This is a genomic window from Brevundimonas sp. FV1ye28 (genome assembly GCF_058681135.1).
In genome coordinates, this window is sequence record NZ_CM178731.1 from 451,519 (window position 1) to 468,938 (window position 17,420).

Sequence of the window (17,420 nt, forward strand, 5' to 3'; positions counted from 1 at the left end):
CACGGGTCCTGGAGGGTGCTGTCGCGGGGCGAAATCTTGCGCCGGTTGACGCAGCGTCCGCAGCGGTGTCTTTGCGGCTGTTACAGGCCGTGAGGCCCTGTAACAATTGGGAGGAGGCCACGGCGGCGACAGACCAGCCGGGCCTACAAATCAGGAGTGTTCGCGTGGATTCTACCTCGACCGTACCGGGCCTTCGCCCGGCGCCGACCCGTCACCAGGGCCTTATCGCCTGGGTCGAACAGATCGCCGCCCTGACCAAGCCCGCCCGCGTCCACTGGTGCGACGGCTCCGAGGCCGAGAAGTCCGCGATCATCGCCGACCTGATCGACAAGGGCACGCTGAAGGCCCTCGACCAGACCAAGCGCCCCGGCGGCTATTACGCGGCCTCCGACCCCCGCGACGTCGCCCGCGTCGAAAGCCGCACCTTCATCTGCTCCGAAGATGAACAGGACGCCGGCCCGACCAACAACTGGTCCGACCCGGTCGAGATGCGCGCCCGTATGGCCGGCCTGTTCGACGGCTGCATGGCCGGTCGCACGATGTACGTCGTACCCTTCTCCATGGGGCCGCTGGGTTCGAAGATCAGCGCCCTCGGCGTCGAGATCACCGACAGCGGCTATGTCGCCGTGTCGATGGGCATCATGACCCGGATGGGCCAGCCCGCCCTGGACGTGCTGGGCGAGGACGGGGTCTTTGTCCCGGCCGTCCACACCCTCGGTGCGCCCTTGGCCGAGGGTCAGGCCGACGTGCCCTGGCCCTGCAACGCCGACAAGTGGATCGTCCACTATCCCGAGACGCGCGAGATCTGGTCCTACGGCTCCGGCTACGGCGGCAACGCCCTCCTGGGCAAGAAATGCTACGCCCTGCGCATCGCCTCGGTCATGGCCCGCGACGAGGGCTGGATGGCCGAGCACATGCTGATCCTCAAGCTGACGAACCCCGAGGGTCAGGCCAAATACATGGCCGCCGCCTTCCCCTCGGCCTGCGGCAAGACCAACCTGGCCATGCTCCAGCCGTCGATCCCGGGCTGGACTGCCGAGACGATCGGTGACGACATCGCCTGGATGCGCTTCGGCGACGACGGGCGGCTGTATGCCGTGAACCCGGAGGCCGGCTTCTTCGGCGTCGCCCCGGGCACCAGCCGCAACACCAACCAGAACGCCCTCGCGACCTTGGCCACCAACACCGTCTTCACGAACACGGCCCTGACGGCCGATGGCGACGTCTGGTGGGAGGGGCTGACCAAGGAGGTCCCCGCCGGCATGACCAACTGGAAGGGCGAGGCCCACGACCCCGCCTCGGGCGAGCCCGCCGCTCACCCCAATGCCCGCTTCGCCGCCCCGGCGTCGCAGTGCCCGACCATCGCGCCGGAGTGGGAAGACCCCAGGGGCGTGCCGATCGACGCCATCCTGTTCGGCGGCCGCCGCGCCTCGGCCGTGCCCCTGGTGACCGAGGCTTTCGACTGGGAGCACGGGGTCTTCATGGGCTCGACCGTGGCCTCGGAAGGCACGGCGGCGGCGGAGAACGCCATCGGGACCCTGCGCCGCGACCCGTTCGCGATGCTGCCCTTCTGCGGCTACAACATGGGTGACTATTTCGCCCACTGGCTGGCTCTGGGGGAAAAGGCCGATCCGGCCAAGTTGCCCGGGGTCTATTTCGTCAACTGGTTCCGCAAGGACGAGGACGGCCGCTTCGTCTGGCCGGGCTTCGGCGACAACGCCCGCGTCCTGAAGTGGATCTCCGAACGTCTGGACGGCAAGGCCGAAGCTCAGGATACGGCCGTCGGTCGCGTGCCGACCCGCGCGGCCCTGGACCTCGACGGCCTGTCGCTGTCGGACGCGGCGCTGTCGACCCTGCTGGATGTCGATGTCGACGTCTGGTCCGAGGAAGCCGCCTTGATCCCCGAGTTCTACGCCCAGTTCGCCGAGCGCCTGCCGACCGCCCTGTGGCGTCAGCACGACGCCCTGGTGGACCGTCTGGACGCCGCGCGCGATCTGCGTTCGGCCGAACTGGCCGCCGAGTAAGGCTTGAAATCCCCGCCCGGCCGGTCGAAGGACCGGTCGTGGCGGAACTCTCCTGTGACATCGTGGTGGTCGGGGCCGGCGTGCTCGGCCTGTCGGTCGCCGCCGAACTGACCGCGCGCGGCCATGACGTGCGGATCGTCGATCCGTGCCGGGTCAATGCCTCGTCGGTTGCCGCGGGCATGATCGCGCCGGCGTTCGAATCTGTTCTGGACGGCGTCGATGCGGAGCGGGCGGCTCTGCTGCGCGACGCGGCGGCGCTATGGCCCGACTTCGCGGCACGGGTCGGGATCGCGCTGGACGAGACGCCTGCGGAGTGGCGTGGGACGGATGCGGCGCAGGTCGCCGAGACTCTGTCAGCGCTCGGATTCGCCGTCGAAACCGACGCTGTCCGTGCAGCGACAGACCTTCGGCTGGACGCGGCGACGAGCCTGTACGCCTTGAAGGCCAGCCTGGCCTGGCCGGTGATCACGGAAGAGGCGCAGTCGGTGGAGCGGACCGCCGACGGATGGCGGATCGATACGATGTCGGGTGCGGTGTTGGCCGGTCAGGTCGTAATCGCGACGGGCGTGGCTGCGGCGCTGCCGGGGCTGCCGGGCGAGGCGACCCTGATCATCGACGGGATCCAGCCCATCGCCGGGCAGATCGGCCGGGTGGCGGCACCGCTGACGGATCGGGTCGTTCGGGGTCGGGACGGCTATGTCGCGCCGGTGGTAGGTGGGGCCTTGATCGGGGCGACGATGGTCTTCGGCAGCCGGAACGTCGCCGCCGATCCAAAGGCCTTGGGGCGGCTGGTTGCGGCAGCCACGCGGCTGCTCGGGGCCGAGCCGCCTCGCGACATTGAGTGGCGTGGCGGGGTGCGGGGTGCGACCCCGGATGGGCTCCCGCTGGCGGGGCTTGTCGGAGACGGACTGCATCTGGCGCTGGCGCCGAGGCGGAACGGCTGGCTGCTGGGGCCGCTAGTCGGCCGGGTGGTGGCCGATGGAATCGAAGGGCGGCCGCGTGGCCTCCACGCAGCCGCCCTTGACCCGCTGAGGTCTACTCTTCCGGTAGATTGAAGCGGATGCCGATGGTGACCTGGGCACCGTCGACGGCCTGGCCATCCACGGTTTGGGGGCTCATGCGGAAGTAGCGCGCCAGTTGCTGGGCTGAGCGGCCGAAGCCGTAGCCGCCGGGGGTTTCCGACACGACTGTGCAGCCGGTGACCGTGCCTGCGGCCTGGACGCGGCAGGTGAGGCTGGCGGAGCCCTCGACGTTGCCGGATATGGCGCGGGAGGGATAGGCGCGGGTCAGCTGATCGCCGGTGGGGCGGTTGATCCACTGGGGCGAGCGGATAACGGGCGGACCGCGCGGGGCGTCGATCACGGGTTCCGTCGCCGTGCCGGTAGCGGTGGCGGGTTCGACGATGGTCGTGGTGTTGATGACGGGCCCAATGACCGTCGCAGGCGCGTCCGAGATGACCGTAGTGAGGGACTCGACATGGGCCGGCGGGGCATCCGTGCGGTGGATCGGCGGGTTGGGAGCCGGCGGGTCCATGGTAATCACGGGCGGGGGCGGATCGCGCTTGATCACGATCATGCTGCCGTCGATCACGCGGGGCTGGTCGGTCGTCGGCAGCATCTTCAGCTCGAACCGCTGGTAGTAGAGCGCCGTCCCCACGCCGATGTGAGCCAGGGCGACGACGCCGATGGCGATCAGGGTGGCGCGCGGCATGGGCTTGCGCCGCTCGCCGAAGTCTATGGGGCTGACCAGTCCGGGTCCGCCTGCGGTCTGTATCATCATGGCCGTCACTCCCTTGCTCAAAGCCGCTCCCCAGCAACCCATGGGAGAATGACGCGCGCGGCTCATGGCGGGATTGGGGCGGATGAAACGCCAGTTTCCGACTGATCGGCGATCATCTATCGCTGTGACATCGGAGCGGCGCTGTTAACGGACATTAACGCTCGATTAACCATGATCTCCGAACTTCTACCTATGGCCGTCGGAGCGATTCCAGCGTCGGGAGGGGTGGAGGCCGCGATACGTCGCGCCGCCAGCAGCACCGGCGTGGACTACGACTTCCTGATGCGCACGGCGCGGCGGGAGAGTTCGTTCAATCCCAATGCCAAGGCGCCGACGTCCTCCGCTTCGGGCCTGTTCCAGTTCATCGAGCAGACCTGGCTGGCGACGGTCAAGCAACACGGGGCCAAGCACGGCTATGGCCAGTACGCCGATCTGATCCACCGCGGGTCGGACGGGCGGTGGCGGGTCGAGGGCTCGGCGCGGAACGTGGTGCTGGACCTTCGCTTCGATCCCCAGGCGGCCTCGACCATGGCGGGCGAGCTGACGGCATCGAATGCGGCCTATCTGCGGGGGCGGACGGGGCGAGAGCCGGGGGCGGGCGATCTGTATGCGGCCCATTTCCTGGGGCCTGCGGGCGCCGCACAGATCATGGAGGCGATGCAGACCCGCCCGGGGTCCAGCGCCGTCTCCATGTTCCCGCAGGCGGCCGCAGCCAACCGATCCATCTTCTATCGCGACGGGCGGGCCGCGACGGTGGCCGAGGTGCACGCCAATCTGCAGCGTTCGGCGGGGGAGGGGTCGGTCGTGGCCCCGACCGGTCCGACCGCGCCGCTGCTGAGCGAACAGGACCAGGCTCTGGCGGCCCGTATGGACCGGCTGAAGCAGGATCAGAGCCTTCTCGCCCTGCTGCTGGGTCAGGACGGGGATGGCCAGTTCAAGTCGGGGGCAGGCAGCGGCTTCGGCGGGGCCTTCTCGCCGCACAGTGAATCCGGCGTCTGATCGGCCATAGTAAACCGGCCGTTAAGGCTGCAGGTTCACCGTAAGCCGTCCGTTTCGCGACTCGCCCGATAGAGCCCCATGACCGCCCACCGCGCCCGTCTGACCGAGTTCGACATCCGCCGCCTGATCAAGGCGACCGACGACGACGAACGCGCCTCGGCCGCGCACAAGCTGTGCCGCAGCATCGACAGGGCGGACCTGACGGACGAGGACCGCGAAGCGGCGCAGAAGATCATGCGCGTCCTGGCCAACGACGCCGCCGAGCTGGTGCGAAGGGCCCTGGCCGTGACGCTCAAGAGTTCAGACCTGCTGCCGCGCGACGTGGCGCGGATCCTGGCATCGGACGTCGATTCCATCGCGCTGCCGGTGATCGGCTCGTCGCCCGTCTTCAGCGACGAGGACCTGATCGAGATCGTGCGTGCCGGCTCGGCCGTGCGTCAGGTCGCCATCGCCGCCCGCCCCATCGTGTCGCGCGATGTGGCCGATGTGCTGAGCACCGACGGCTGCGAGACGGCGGTGCGGACCCTGGCCTCCAATGACAACGCCGACCTGTCCGAAAAGGCGATGGCCAACGTCGTCGATCGGTTCGGCCAGACGCCCGAGGTCGTCGCGGCCCTGGCCTATCGCCAGGTCCTGCCGCTGGACATCACCGAGCGGCTGGTCGCCCTGGCGTCGGATGCGGTGCGCGAACACCTGATCACCCGCCATGCCGTGGCGCCCGAGACGGCGATCCGTCTGTCGAGCTTCGCCCGCGAGCGCGCCACCGTCGATCTGATCGACCAGGCGGGGTCGAGCGCCGATCTTGCGACCTTCGTGGCCCAACTGAATGCGCGCAAGGCCCTGACGGCGTCCCTGCTGTTGCGGGCTCTGGCGCGGGGCAAGATGACCCTGTTCGAACACGGTGTGGCGGAGCTGTCATCGACGCCGCATCCGCGCGCCTGGCTGATGGTCCATGACGCGGGGCCCTTGGGCCTGAAGGCGATCTATGACCGGGCCGGCCTTCCGCCGCGTCTCTTCCAGGCTTTCCGTGCAGGCGTCGATACCTGGCGTCAGCTCTCGGCCGAGGGCAAGGACACCTCGGGCGAGGCGTTCAAGGACCAGATGCTGGAGCGGTTCCTGACCCAGCGGCCGAATGCGCCGCGGGATGACCTGGCCTATCTGATGGAGCGACTGGATCAGCCGTCCGTGACGCCCAACCGGCTGTCGGCGGCCAACGCGGCCTAGAGTCCGGACTCAAAATAGGGTGACATTACGGACAAAATCCCCAGCCGTCTGAGCAAAAACAAAGGCTTGGCGGCTATGGTTTTGTCACGGTGACGGCACTTCGGACATTTCGCGTCCGGGGTCGTCGTGCCCACTTGTCAAAGACCAAGATCACGAGATGTGCATCCCGCTGCTTGGCTGCAAGGCTAACCAAGGAATAAATTCGGACTTGGAATCGTCGCTCGGCCACCCCTTCTCGGGTCGCATGCGACCATTTGGTCGACCCCGCAGGGGGAGAAGGAAAACTGTTCAGCCCGCGCGGTGCGCGGCGACCTTGGCTTCGAGGGTTTCCGCCAGGACGCGGCCGGTGGGGTGGTCGTCGGTCTGGATCTGGTCGCGGACGACGGCGCGGATGGCGTCGATGTGGGCGTCGATCAGGACCATCGGCGCCTCGAGGCGTTTGATGGGATCGTCCATCAGCTTGCACAGTGAACCGGCGAGGCGGGTCACAAGCGGATACTGGTAGGTGGCGCCGAGACCCTTCAGGTCATGGGCGCGGAAATACAGACCCTCGGCCGTCTGGGCGTTGTAGCCGTCGGCGCGGATGGCGGCCTGGGCGGCGTCGAGCTTGGTGATCTCGTCCTGGAGCCACTGGCCGAACTGGCTCGACATGGCCTTCAGGGCCTCCTCGGCCTTGGCGATGGCGTCGGCGTTGATGCCGCCGAAGCCGCCGCCGACCTTGGCGCGCAGCATGTTGGGCGGACGGATGACCTGAGCCGGGTTGCTCACGATGAACTCCTGAGGACTAACAAGCTCAGGGTGCACGAGGGCCGTTAAGAACCCGTGACTTGCGATCAACCCGTGAACTGCTCCGCCAGCACCCGTTCCTCGAACGAGCGGCCGGCGTCGAACAGCATGGTCAGACCCACGTCGCGGCGTTCCTTGACGGCGACCCTCACGACCCGGCGGATCTCCAGACCGTCAGCCACCGCGCTGACCGGGCGTTTATCGGCCTCCAGCACCTCGAACTCGACCTTGGCGCGGTGGGACAGCAGGGCCCCGCGCCAGCGACGGGGACGGAAGGCGCTGATCGGCGTCAGGGCCAGCATGCGCGCGTCCAGAGGGATGATCGGGCCGTGGGCCGAAAGGTTGTAGGCGGTGGAGCCGGCGGGGGTGGCGACCATGCAGCCGTCGCAGGCCAGTTCCTCCAGCCGCACCTTGCCGTCGACGCTGATCTTCAGCTTGGCCGATTGACGCGTCTGGCGCAGCAGGGAGACCTCGTTGATGGCGAGGCCGGTATGGACGGCGCCGCTCTCGGTCCAGGCGTCCATTTGCAGCGGGTGGATGACGGCGCGACCGGCAGCGGCGATCCGCTGGGGCAGGTCTTCCTCTTCGTAGTCGTTCATCAGAAAGCCGACCGAGCCCCGGTTCATGCCGTAGACCGGGATCTTGCGCATCAGGTTGGCGTGAAGGGTTTCCAGCATGAAGCCGTCGCCGCCCAGGGCCACGATGACGTCGGCCTGGGCCTCCGACACATGGCCGTAGCGGTCGGACAGCCGCTCGCGCGCCTGCTGAGCCTCCGGCCGGTCGCTGGCGCAGAAGGCGAGTTTCAGGGAGGAGGGAACGACGGTCACAGGATCACGAGACACCGACGCGGACGGTCAAGTCAAACGCGAAGAACGATCAGTCGCCGATGTGACCCATCAGGGCGCGAAACTCACGCATGGCGGCCGAGGGCGGCAGGCTCATCCGACCGGCATAGCCTTCGTCGCCATCGCCCGGCCAGCCGTCGTTCAGCTTGCGGATCTCATCAAGCACGGCCGGGAAGACGGCCCGGTCGATGCCGACGGCGGCGCAGGCTAGGAACAGAGCGTCCGGGCTGGGGCGTTTGATGGCGGCGCGGATGTGACTGATCGGGAAACTGCCGAGGGCCGCGATGCCGTGTTCGAACAGGCTGAGACGCTTCTCGCGGACGGCGCGGATCAGGAAACCGGCGCGCAGTTGGCCCGCGCTCTGAAGCTTGGCCACGAGACGGCGTTCCATCTCTTCGTGCTCGGTGAGGCTGTTGTCTCCGAGGCCGATGGGTTCCGCGCCGAGATTGGTAGGCGGTGGCGGCGCGGGCCGGGTGACGGCGTCGATGGCGTCCGCCAGCTTGGCTTCGTCGACGCGGAAACGTTCGCCGATCGCTTCGCGCAGGGACTGGCCGACCCACTGATAGAGCTGAGCCGCCAGGACGTCGTTCAGGCGCGGGTGACGCGTCAGGGGCGCGCGCAGGGCGGCGACGCGGCGCGAGTGTTCGACGAGGCGGCCCAGGGCGTCTTCGCTGACCTCGGCGGTCTTGTTGCCGGCCAGGGCGGTCAGGCTGGCCGGCTCGCCGCGATCGATGATGGCGTCGGCGATGCGGCCGCTGATGCGAGGGCGACGGGCGACTTCGATCTGGTGTTCAATCGTGGCCTCGACCAGGACGCGCAGCAGATCCTGATCCTTCAGGAGGGGGCTGTTGGCGATGACGGGGCGGGCGATCTCGATCTCGTCCAGGGCCAGCATGGCGATCAGGGCAGGCGGCGCCCATTCGGCCGAAGCGAGGCTGTCGGACAGGGCTTTACGGATATCCCGCTCGGCCTGGCGGGCGATGACCATGAAGATCTCGCCGAGGATGGGCGAGGCTTCGGCGCCGGGCGGGGTCGCGTCGCAAAGGGCGGCGATGCCGAGCAGCAGGCGGCGACGATCGTCCACGCCCTTGCCGCGCGCGAGCTCGAGGAGCTGGGCCGCCGAGGACAGGTTGGCCGCGTCGGTGGGGCGATGCGACTGAAGTTGGACGACAGCGGTCACGGGAGACTCCGGCCGGATTTGAGCATCCGACGCGGTAACCTTGGCCGCAGGAGGTGAAAACTCGGTTAATCAAGGCTGAACGTCGATCACCTTGACCCCACCCCGGGTTGGCGCGACGGTGAGGTCTGCCCGCGAAGAGGCGATGGAGGATATTCAGTATGGCCGACGGCGCCGCTCAGTCCTTGAAGTCCCGCGTGTCGGCGGAGGAATGGCAGGTCCGCGTCGACCTGGCGGCCCTGTACCGACTGGTCGCCCTGCACGGGTGGGACGACATGATCTTCACCCACATCTCGGCGCGCGTGCCGGGACCCGAGCATCATTTCCTGATCAACCCCTACGGCTTCTATTTCGAGGAGATCACGGCCTCCTCGCTGGTGAAGGTCGATCTGGAGGGAAACATCGTCCAGGATACGCAGAACTTCATCAATCCGGCCGGCTTCACCATCCACTCGGCGATCCACGGCGCGCGCGAGGACGCGCATTTCGTCATCCATCTGCATACGGTGGCGGGCGTCGGCGTGGCGGCGCAGGCGGAAGGATTGCTGCCGATCGGCCAGAACGCCTGCCTTTTGCAGCATCAGGTCGCCTATCACGGCTACGAGGGGCTGGCGCTGAACCACGACGAGCGCGAGCGGCTGGTGGCGGATCTGGGCGACAAGCCTCTGATGCTGTTGCGGAACCACGGGACGCTGGCGGTCGGTCAGACGGCGGCGGCGGCCTGGGTCGGAATGTTCTTCCTGGAGCGCGCCTGCGCCCAGCAGATTGCGGCGCTGTCAGGCGGTCGCGAGCATGTGCTGATGGCGCCCGATGCGGCCCAGGCCGAGACCAAGGAGCAGGGTCGCGGCATCGGCTTCATCTCCGCCCTGGCCTGGCCGGGCGCGCTTCGGCTGCTGGATCGGAAATCTCCAGGCTACGACGCCTGATGCTGAATCGCTGCCTCGCGGGTGTCGTGCTCGCGATGGCGGCGACGTCGGCCCAGGCCGACGCCTGGACCCAGCCGAAGGGCAAGGGGCAGGTGATCGTCAAGGCCGAGGCGATGCGGGCCAGGGAGGGATATGACCCCTCCGGTATCGTGGTCCCTCTGGCGGTCGAGCGGGAAGACCAGTCGGTGAACGTCTTCGCCCAGTACGGCGTCACCGAAACCTTGACGGTCCAGTTCAAGGGCGACTGGCAGTCTGGCGAGGACGCCTTCGTCGACTATGACGGGCGCGGACCTGTCGAAGTCGGCGTGATCTGGCAGGCCTACCGGGACGACCGGAACGCCGTCAGCCTCTATGCCGCCTATTCGCTGGCGGGCGAGGGCCGCAACGCCGGCTATGCCGCGCCTGACGTCGGCGAGCATGACTGGGAACTTCGGGTCGCCGCCGGGCGGTCTCTGGGCGGGCCGGGCAGGGGGTTGGCGGGGACTTGGGGGCCGGATCGGTCGTTCGTGGAGGTTCAGGCGGCGCGTCGGATGCGCGACGGCCTGCCGGACGAGACCAGGGCGGATTTCACGGTGGGCGGCCATTTCGGAGAGGGCTGGATGGTTCTGGGGCAGGCGTTCGGCGGAATGACCGACGGAGACGGTGCGCGGTGGCTGTCGGTGGAGACCTCGGTTGTGCGCAACCTCGGCCGCTGGAGCCTGCAGGCGGGATGGCGGCGAACGGTCGCGGGGCGCGAGACACCCCTGGCGGAGGGGGCTGTGGTCGCGCTGTGGCGGCGATTCTGAGAAATGGGCGCGGCTGTCGATTACCGCGACGGAAACCGGAACGGCGGACGTTACAAACTCTTTAGGTTGCCTCGGGGGTCGGAATGGTTATTCCGGGCCGCCCGCTTGTTTGAAGAGACCGTGCCGCGTGATCAGACGTCATTTGTTCCTCGTCATCGCCGCCGCCGTGCTCGGTCTGATGATCGTCGCCGTCGTGTTGAAGGTGGCCTTCGCGAGCGATGAGGCGGCAGGCGGGCCGGGCGGCGGCCGGGGCGGACCCGGCGGCGGGCGTGGTCAGGCCGTGTCCGAGGCGGTGGTGACGCTGCGGCCCTTCAGCGACCAGATCAATGTGCTGGGCGTGGCGCGTGGGCGCCGCTCGGTGAACATCACCTCCAACAGCTCCGAACTGATCACCAGGGTCCTGTTCAGCGACGGCCAGCGGGTGGCGGCCGGAACGCCTCTGGTCGAGCTTCAGGCCCGCGAGGAAGACGCCAGCATCATTCAGGCGCGCGCGCAGCTGGCCCAGGCGCAGCGCGAGTACGACCGGTTCAGCGAGCTCGCCGATCGCGGCATCGCGCCCCGCGTCAGCGCCGAGGATTCCGAGACTGCTCTGGAGACCGCGCGGGCGACCCTGGCGGCCGCGGAAGCGCGTCGGGGCGACCGCCTGATCCGCGCGCCCTTCGCCGGGACGCTGGGCCTGACGACGGTGACGGCGGGGACGCTGATCAGCCCTGGAGCCGTGATCGCAACGCTGGACGACACCTCGGTGATCCGCGTCGACTTCCCGGTGCCGGAACGTTACCTCGGCGTGCTTCGTCAGGGTCTGCCGATCGTGGCCACGGCCGATGCCTATGGTTCGGAGCAGTTCTCGGGTCGGATCGCCCTGGTCGATACCCGGATCAACGAAACCACCCGCGCCGTCACGGCCCGCGCCGAGTTCCCCAATCCAGGCGGTCGCATCCGCCCCGGCATGCTGATGCGTGTGGGCATCCAGCAGGGTCAACGCCAGACCCCGGCCGTGCCCGAGTCCGCCATCCAGTACGAAGGCGACGGGGCCTTCGTCTATCGCATCGCTGGAGGCGAGCGGGGCTCGACCGCCCAACGTGTGACCGTCGAGACGGGCGCGGTCGAAAACGGCTTCGTGGAGATCGTGTCGGGCCTGAGCGCCAACGACCGCGTCGTCGGCACCGGCCTGAATCGCATCCAGCCCAATGCGCCCGTCACCGTGGCGGGCGCAGGCGCGAGGGCGCCGGCCGGCGAACGCGCTGCCGCACCGCAGGCGGCCGCGCAGGTTGCCGGCGCGTCACCGCAGGCGGCGACGCGATGATGCTCTCCGACGTTTCCGTCCGGCGACCGGTCTTCGCGGCGGTGGCCGCGATCGTGCTGTGCGTGATCGGGGCCGCGGCCTTCTTCTTCCTGCCCGTGCGCGAGTTGCCGGACGTGGACCCGCCGATCGTCTCGGTTTCGACCTCCTATGCCGGAGCGTCGGCCGAGGTCATCGAGAACCGGATCACCGAGCCGATCGAGCAACAGGTGGCGGGCGTCCAGGGGATCGAGCGGATCACCTCGTCCAGCCGTGACGGCCGATCCAATGTGACCATCGAGTTCGCCCTGGACCGCGACATCGACGTCGCCGCCTCGGACGTGCGCGACCGCGTCAGCCGGGTGCAGGGACGTCTGCCCGATCAGGCCGATCCGCCGGAAGTCGCCAAGGCCGATTCCGACAGCCAGCCGATCATGATCCTGTTCCTCCGTTCCACGACGATGAACCGGCTGGAGCTGACGGACTATGCCGACCGGACCCTGCTGGACCGTCTGGCGACGGTGCCGGGCGTGGCCCAGGCCCAGATCTATGGCGAGCAGCGCTACGCCATGCGGATCTGGCTGGACGCCGCTTCCATGGGCGCGCGTGGGCTGACCGTCTCGGACGTCGAACAGGCGCTGACCAGCCAGAACGTCGAACTGCCGGCCGGCGCGCTGGAATCGACGGACAAGGATTACACTGTCCGCGTGGCCCGCACCTATGCGCGGGCTGAGGACTTCGCCCAACTACCCATCGGCACGGCTGGCTCGGCCTCCATCGGATCGGCCGGCGCATCCGGCGCCGTCTCGACCGGGTCCATTCCCAACGGCTCGGGCGCCAGCGGCGCCCTGCAGGCCCGCGCAACCTATGTCACGCGATTGGGCGACATAGCCCGCGTTGAGGAAGGCCCGGAAGAGAGCCGGCGCCTGTTCCGAGGCAACGGCCTGGACCAGATCGGTCTGGCCGTGACCCGGCAGGCCCAATCGAATGACCTTGAAATCTCCAAGGGTGTCGAGGCTCTTGTCGAAGACCTTCAGGGAAGTCTGCCGCCGGGAACCGAACTGGTCGTCGGCTCCGACAATTCGGTCTTCACGTCCCACGCCATCGACGAGGTGTGGATCACGATCGGCATCTCCATGGTGCTGGTTGCGCTGGTCAACTTCATTTTCCTGGGCAGTCTGCGCGCCGCCCTGATCCCCTCGATCGTGGCTCCTATCTGTCTTCTGGCGACCTTCATGGTCCTGGCGCCGCTCGGGTTCTCGCTAAACCTGCTGACCCTGCTCGCCCTGGTGCTGGCCATCGGTCTGGTGGTGGATGACGCCATCGTGGTGGTCGAGAACATCCAGCGTCGACTGGACCACGGGGAGCCGCCTCTGGTCGCCGCCGAGCGGGGCGCGCGACAGGTCTTCTTCGCCGTCATCGCCACGACCATCACCTTGCTGGCCGTGTTCGCGCCGCTGTTGTTCCTGCCTGGATATGTGGGCCGCCTGTTCGTCGAACTGGCGGCGACGATCGCGGCGGCCGTGGCCTTCTCCGCCTTCCTAGCCTTGAGCCTGTCGCCGATGCTGGCGTCCAAGATCCTGAAGCCTGCACAGGGTGGGGGCTGGATCGCCCGCAAGGTTGACTGGGCCATGGACGCGCTCAAGAATTCCTATGCCAATTCTCTGAACGCCATGGTCGGCACGCGCGTGGCCGTCATCGGCATCGCGGCCTTGATACTTGTGGTCGGCGGGGGTTCGGCCCTCATGTTCGTCACCCTGCCGGACGAGCTGGTTCCCCCCGAGGACCGTGGCCGCGTCGGTGTGCGTGTCGCCGGGCCGGAGGGGGCGGGCTTTGAATACACCCGCGAGATCATGCTCGGTCTGGAGCCCATCCTGGCTGAATACAAGGACGCGGGAGAGGTCGAGAGCTTCCTGATCTCCGCGCCTGGCTTCGGCGGCGGCAGCTTCAACACCGGCAACGCCTCGCTGATCCTGAAGGACTGGTCCGAACGCGAACGCTCGGCCGACGAGATCGCCCAGGAACTGAACGGCAAGCTCCGATCCCAGACGGACGCCCAGGTCAACGCCTCGACGCCCGGTTCCTTCCAGCGAGGCGGCGGCGGCAACTCGATCGAACTGATCGCGACAGGCGCCGAGTACGAGGAAATCTACGCCTGGCTGCAGCCTCTTCTGGCGGCGTCGCTGGAGAACCCCGGCTTCTCGCGTCCGCGCCTGAACTATGAGCCAAATGCGCCGCGACTGCTGGTCGATGTCGACCCTCAGAAGGCCGCCGCGTTGGGCGTTTCTGCGCAAGAGATCGGCCGCACCCTGGAGACCATGTTCGGATCTCGCCGGGCCACGACCTACATCCGGGCGGGCCAGGAGTACGATGTGATCCTGCAGACGGATCTGTCGCGCCGCACCTCGGTCAGCGATCTGGAGCAGCTTTATGTAGGGGCGGGATCCGGCGCTCTGGTGCCCCTGTCTTCGGTGGTGACGACCGAGACGTCCGGCGATACGCCCGACCGTCGTCGTCTGGACCGTCAGCGCGCCATTACCCTGTCGGCGGATCTGAACCCCGGCATGACCATCGCCGACGCGGTCACCTTCATGGAGGAGCAGGCCGCGCAGCAGCCCCAGGGCGTCGTCACCCTTCAGTACGGCGGCGCGGCGCGCGATCAGCAGGAGGCCGGCGGCGCCGTGGCCTGGGCGTTCGGTCTCGCCCTGCTGCTCGTCTTCCTGGTGCTGGCGGCCCAGTTCGAAAGCTGGATCACGCCGGCGGTGATCATGCTGACCGTACCTCTGGCGGCAGCCGGCGGCCTGTTCGGCCTGTTGATGGCCGGCTCAAGCCTCAACATCTACTCGCAGATCGGGCTGATCATCCTGATCGGGGTTGCGGCCAAGAACGGCATCCTGATCGTGGAGTTCGCCAACCAGCTGCGAGATCAGGGTCGGTCGATCAAGGAGGCCATCGTCGAGAGCTCGTCGCTGCGCCTGCGTCCGATCATCATGACCTCGATCGCCACGGCCTTCGGCGCCCTGCCGCTGATGCTGTGGCAAGGCGCAGGGGCGGGTAGCCGCCAGACGATCGGCGTGGTGATCTTCACGGGCGCCATGTTCGCGACCCTGCTGACCCTGTTCGTTGTGCCGGTGATCTATGGCGCGCTGGCTCGCTTCACGCGGTCGCCGGAATATACGACCCGCAAGATCGAAGAGTGGGAGGCGCAGGAGGCGGCCGCCAACGACCCGATCCCTGCGGCTGCCGAATAGGTCGCACTGGACGGGCCGTCATCGCGCCTGATAAGCGTTCGCAGGTAACGGACCGCTCCCTTGGGGCGAGCGGTCCGCAGCCTGTGAGCGTCGAATGTCCAATGTCATCAAGCTGAGCGACGCCCGTGTGGGCGATCGCGGAACCATCGTCTCGGTCGGGGCCCATTGCCACCATCAGACCGAGGAGATGGAGCTGGAGCGCAGGCTGCTCGAGCTCGGCCTGGTCGAGGGCGCGAACATCGAACTAATCCACGAGGGCCTGTTCGGCCGCGATCCGATGGCGCTGAAGGTCGACGACATGCGCGTCGCCCTGCGTCGCAAGGAGGCCGCCAGCCTGTCGATCGAGCTGGCAGGCGAACTGGCCCAGGCGGCCGAATAATGGACATCGCTGTACGGCCCGTGCGGGTCGCTCTGGTCGGCAATCCGAACTCGGGCAAGACCGCCCTGTTCAACGCCCTGACCGGCGCCCACCAGAAGGTCGCCAACTACGCCGGCGTCACCGTCGAACGGAAAGAAGGCCGGATACAGTCGGCGACCGGCCGATCGATGTCGGTGCTCGACCTGCCGGGGACCTATTCGTTGCGCGCGCGCAGCCCGGATGAGGAGGTCACGCGCGACGCGGTGCTGGGCCGGCTGAAGGGCGAGACCCCGCCGGATGTGATCGTGGCTGTCGCCGATGCGACCAACCTGCGGCTGGTGCTGCGGCTGATCCTGGAGCTGAAGGCCGTGGGGCGGCCGATGGTTCTGGCGCTCAACATGTACGATATCGCCCAGCGTCAAGGGCTGCGTATCGACCTGGACAGGCTGCGCGCCGAGCTGGGCGTGCCGATCGTGACGACGGTGGCGACGCGGAAACGCGGAATCGACGAGCTGGTCGCCGAGATCGATACGGTGGCCGGTGCGAGCTGGACGTCGGAGGGCGAGGCCTGGACCGCGCCGGACGCCGCGGCGATCCGGACCGCGCACAGCCGGGCCGAGCAGATCATGCGCGCGACGGTGCGTCCGCCCGAGCGGCCGGATACGCTGACCGGCAAGATCGACGGTGTTCTGCTGCATCCGGTGGCGGGTCTGGTCATCCTGATGGCCCTGCTCTTCGTCATGTTCCAGGCGGTGTTCGCCTGGGCCACGCCGGCGATGGATATGATCGAGGCGGGCTTCGGCCTCTTGGGTTCGGGCGTGGCGGCGGTCGTGCCGGACGGCGGGCCCGTGTGGCCGCTGGTCGAGAGCCTGATCGTCGATGGCCTGATCGCGGGGGTCGGTGGCGTGCTGGTCTTCCTGCCGCAGATCGTGATCCTGTTCGCCTTCATCATCCTGCTGGAAGACTTCGGCTATATGGCCCGGGCCGCCTTCCTGATGGACAGGATCATGGGCGGAGCGGGGCTGCACGGGCGGGCCTTCATTCCGCTGCTGTCCTCCTTCGCCTGCGCCATTCCGGGCGTGATGGCGGCCCGGGTGATCGACGCCAAGCGGGACCGGCTGACGACCATCATGGTCGCGCCCCTGATGACCTGTTCGGCGCGCATCCCGGTCTACACCCTGATCATCGGAGCCTTCATTCCGCAGGAGACGGTCTGGGGCTTCGCCAACCTGCAGGGGCTGGTGATGTTCGGCCTCTATGCGGCGGGGATCGTGTCGGCGCTGGCGGTGTCCTTCGTCATCCGCAAGATCTTCTGGAGAGGGGCGGTTGAGCCCTTCATGATGGAGCTGCCGGCCTACAAGACGCCGGATGCCAAGTCCGTGCTGCTGAACCTGTGGCTGCGGGCCAAGATCTTCATGGAGCGGGCGGCGCGGATCATCCTGCCGCTGATGATCCTGGTCTGGGCCGCCTCGACCTTCCCCTATCCGCCCGAAGGCGCGACGCTGCCGGCCATCGACTATTCCTTCGCCGGAATGATCGGCCATGCGCTGGAGCCCCTGTTCGCGCCCATCGGCTTCAACTGGCAGATGGTCGTGGCCCTGGTGCCCGGGATGGCGGCGCGCGAAGTCGCGGTGGCGGCGCTCGGCACCGTCTATTCGGTGGCGGATGCGGAGAGCGCCGGTAGCCTGCTGGGTGCGACCCTGGCGGCCCAGTGGTCGCTGGCGACGGGGCTGGCCTTCCTGGCCTGGTATGTGTTCGCGCCTCAGTGCGTGGCGACGCTGGGGGTGGTGAAGCGGGAGCTGAACAGCTGGAAATGGATGTGGGTCATGGTCGTCTACATGTTCGCCCTGGCCTATCTGGCGTCGTTCGCCACCTATCGGATCGCGGTGGCGCTGGGCGGCGGCTGATCCCCTTTCCTCCGTGCATCCCGGCGAAGGCCGGGGCCCAGAGGGGCATATGCTGACGCTTCAGCTCTCTGTGCCGA

At 68.0% G+C, this 17,420-nt stretch carries 14 protein-coding genes; 10 read left to right on the forward strand and 4 right to left on the reverse strand.

Annotated features, from left to right (window positions below; translation table 11 throughout):
- The first annotated feature begins 164 nt into the window (after window positions 1-164).
- A complete protein-coding gene (locus ACW171_RS02170; RefSeq protein WP_492095469.1) occupies window positions 165-2,024 on the forward strand; it encodes a phosphoenolpyruvate carboxykinase (GTP) in 1,860 nt (619 codons plus the stop codon).
- A gap of 38 nt (window positions 2,025-2,062) precedes the next feature.
- Entirely contained in the window at window positions 2,063-3,079 is a 1,017-nt protein-coding gene (locus ACW171_RS02175) for an NAD(P)/FAD-dependent oxidoreductase (RefSeq protein WP_492095470.1), read from the forward strand.
- Here the strand turns inward: ACW171_RS02175 and ACW171_RS02180 are convergent.
- On the reverse strand, window positions 3,060-3,803 hold the full coding sequence (locus ACW171_RS02180; RefSeq protein ID WP_492095471.1) for a TonB family protein: 744 nt from the start codon (window positions 3,801-3,803) through the stop codon (window positions 3,060-3,062). The two genes, ACW171_RS02175 and ACW171_RS02180, sit on opposite strands and share 20 nt — an antisense overlap.
- Window positions 3,804-3,995: 192 nt before the next feature.
- On the opposite strand from ACW171_RS02180, the gene ACW171_RS02185 reads away from it, so the two are divergent.
- Together ACW171_RS02185 and spbR are read left to right on the forward strand one after the other, a co-directional pair.
- On the forward strand, window positions 3,996-4,802 hold the full coding sequence (locus tag ACW171_RS02185; RefSeq protein WP_492096574.1) for a transglycosylase SLT domain-containing protein: 807 nt from the start codon (window positions 3,996-3,998) through the stop codon (window positions 4,800-4,802).
- Window positions 4,803-4,880: 78 nt separating this feature from the next.
- On the forward strand, window positions 4,881-6,026 hold the full coding sequence (spbR, locus tag ACW171_RS02190) for a SpbR family protein (RefSeq protein WP_492095472.1): 1,146 nt from the start codon (window positions 4,881-4,883) through the stop codon (window positions 6,024-6,026).
- A 288-nt stretch (window positions 6,027-6,314) separates the two neighbouring features.
- Here the strand turns inward: spbR and ACW171_RS02195 are convergent, their stop codons facing one another.
- The 3 genes from ACW171_RS02195 to ACW171_RS02205 form a co-directional block, all read right to left on the reverse strand.
- On the reverse strand, window positions 6,315-6,794 hold the full coding sequence (locus ACW171_RS02195; protein WP_492095473.1) for an Hpt domain-containing protein: 480 nt from the start codon (window positions 6,792-6,794) through the stop codon (window positions 6,315-6,317).
- A gap of 65 nt (window positions 6,795-6,859) precedes the next feature.
- Entirely contained in the window at window positions 6,860-7,639 is a 780-nt protein-coding gene (locus ACW171_RS02200; protein ID WP_492095474.1) for an NAD kinase, read from the reverse strand.
- A 49-nt stretch (window positions 7,640-7,688) separates the two neighbouring features.
- Complete coding sequence (locus tag ACW171_RS02205) at window positions 7,689-8,837, reverse strand: DUF2336 domain-containing protein (RefSeq protein ID WP_492095475.1); 1,149 nt, start codon at window positions 8,835-8,837, stop codon at window positions 7,689-7,691.
- Between the two features lie 158 nt (window positions 8,838-8,995).
- Between ACW171_RS02205 and ACW171_RS02210 the strand changes: the two genes are divergently transcribed.
- The 6 genes from ACW171_RS02210 to feoB all read left to right on the forward strand — a co-directional run bounded on the left by ACW171_RS02210 (window position 8,996) and on the right by feoB (window position 17,343).
- Window positions 8,996-9,760: a class II aldolase/adducin family protein gene (locus ACW171_RS02210; RefSeq protein WP_492095476.1), complete on the forward strand. Its 765-nt coding sequence runs from the start codon at window positions 8,996-8,998 to the stop codon at window positions 9,758-9,760.
- Window positions 9,760-10,545, forward strand: coding sequence for a hypothetical protein (locus ACW171_RS02215; RefSeq protein ID WP_492095477.1), 786 nt, complete (start codon window positions 9,760-9,762; stop codon window positions 10,543-10,545). Before ACW171_RS02210 ends, ACW171_RS02215 begins: the two co-directional genes overlap by 1 nt.
- A 127-nt stretch (window positions 10,546-10,672) precedes the next feature.
- Complete coding sequence (locus ACW171_RS02220) at window positions 10,673-11,851, forward strand: efflux RND transporter periplasmic adaptor subunit (RefSeq protein ID WP_492095478.1); 1,179 nt, start codon at window positions 10,673-10,675, stop codon at window positions 11,849-11,851.
- A complete protein-coding gene (locus ACW171_RS02225; RefSeq protein ID WP_492095479.1) occupies window positions 11,851-15,078 on the forward strand; it encodes an efflux RND transporter permease subunit in 3,228 nt (1,075 codons plus the stop codon). Before ACW171_RS02220 ends, ACW171_RS02225 begins: the two co-directional genes overlap by 1 nt.
- Window positions 15,079-15,172: 94 nt before the next feature.
- Window positions 15,173-15,457 carry a FeoA family protein gene (locus ACW171_RS02230; protein ID WP_492095480.1) on the forward strand — a complete coding sequence of 95 codons (285 nt, stop codon included), beginning with the start codon at window positions 15,173-15,175 and terminating at the stop codon, window positions 15,455-15,457.
- Window positions 15,457-17,343 carry a ferrous iron transporter B gene (gene feoB, locus ACW171_RS02235; RefSeq protein WP_492095481.1) on the forward strand — a complete coding sequence of 629 codons (1,887 nt, stop codon included), beginning with the start codon at window positions 15,457-15,459 and terminating at the stop codon, window positions 17,341-17,343. The genes ACW171_RS02230 and feoB overlap by 1 nt, the downstream gene beginning before the upstream one ends.
- Window positions 17,344-17,420 lie beyond the last annotated feature (77 nt).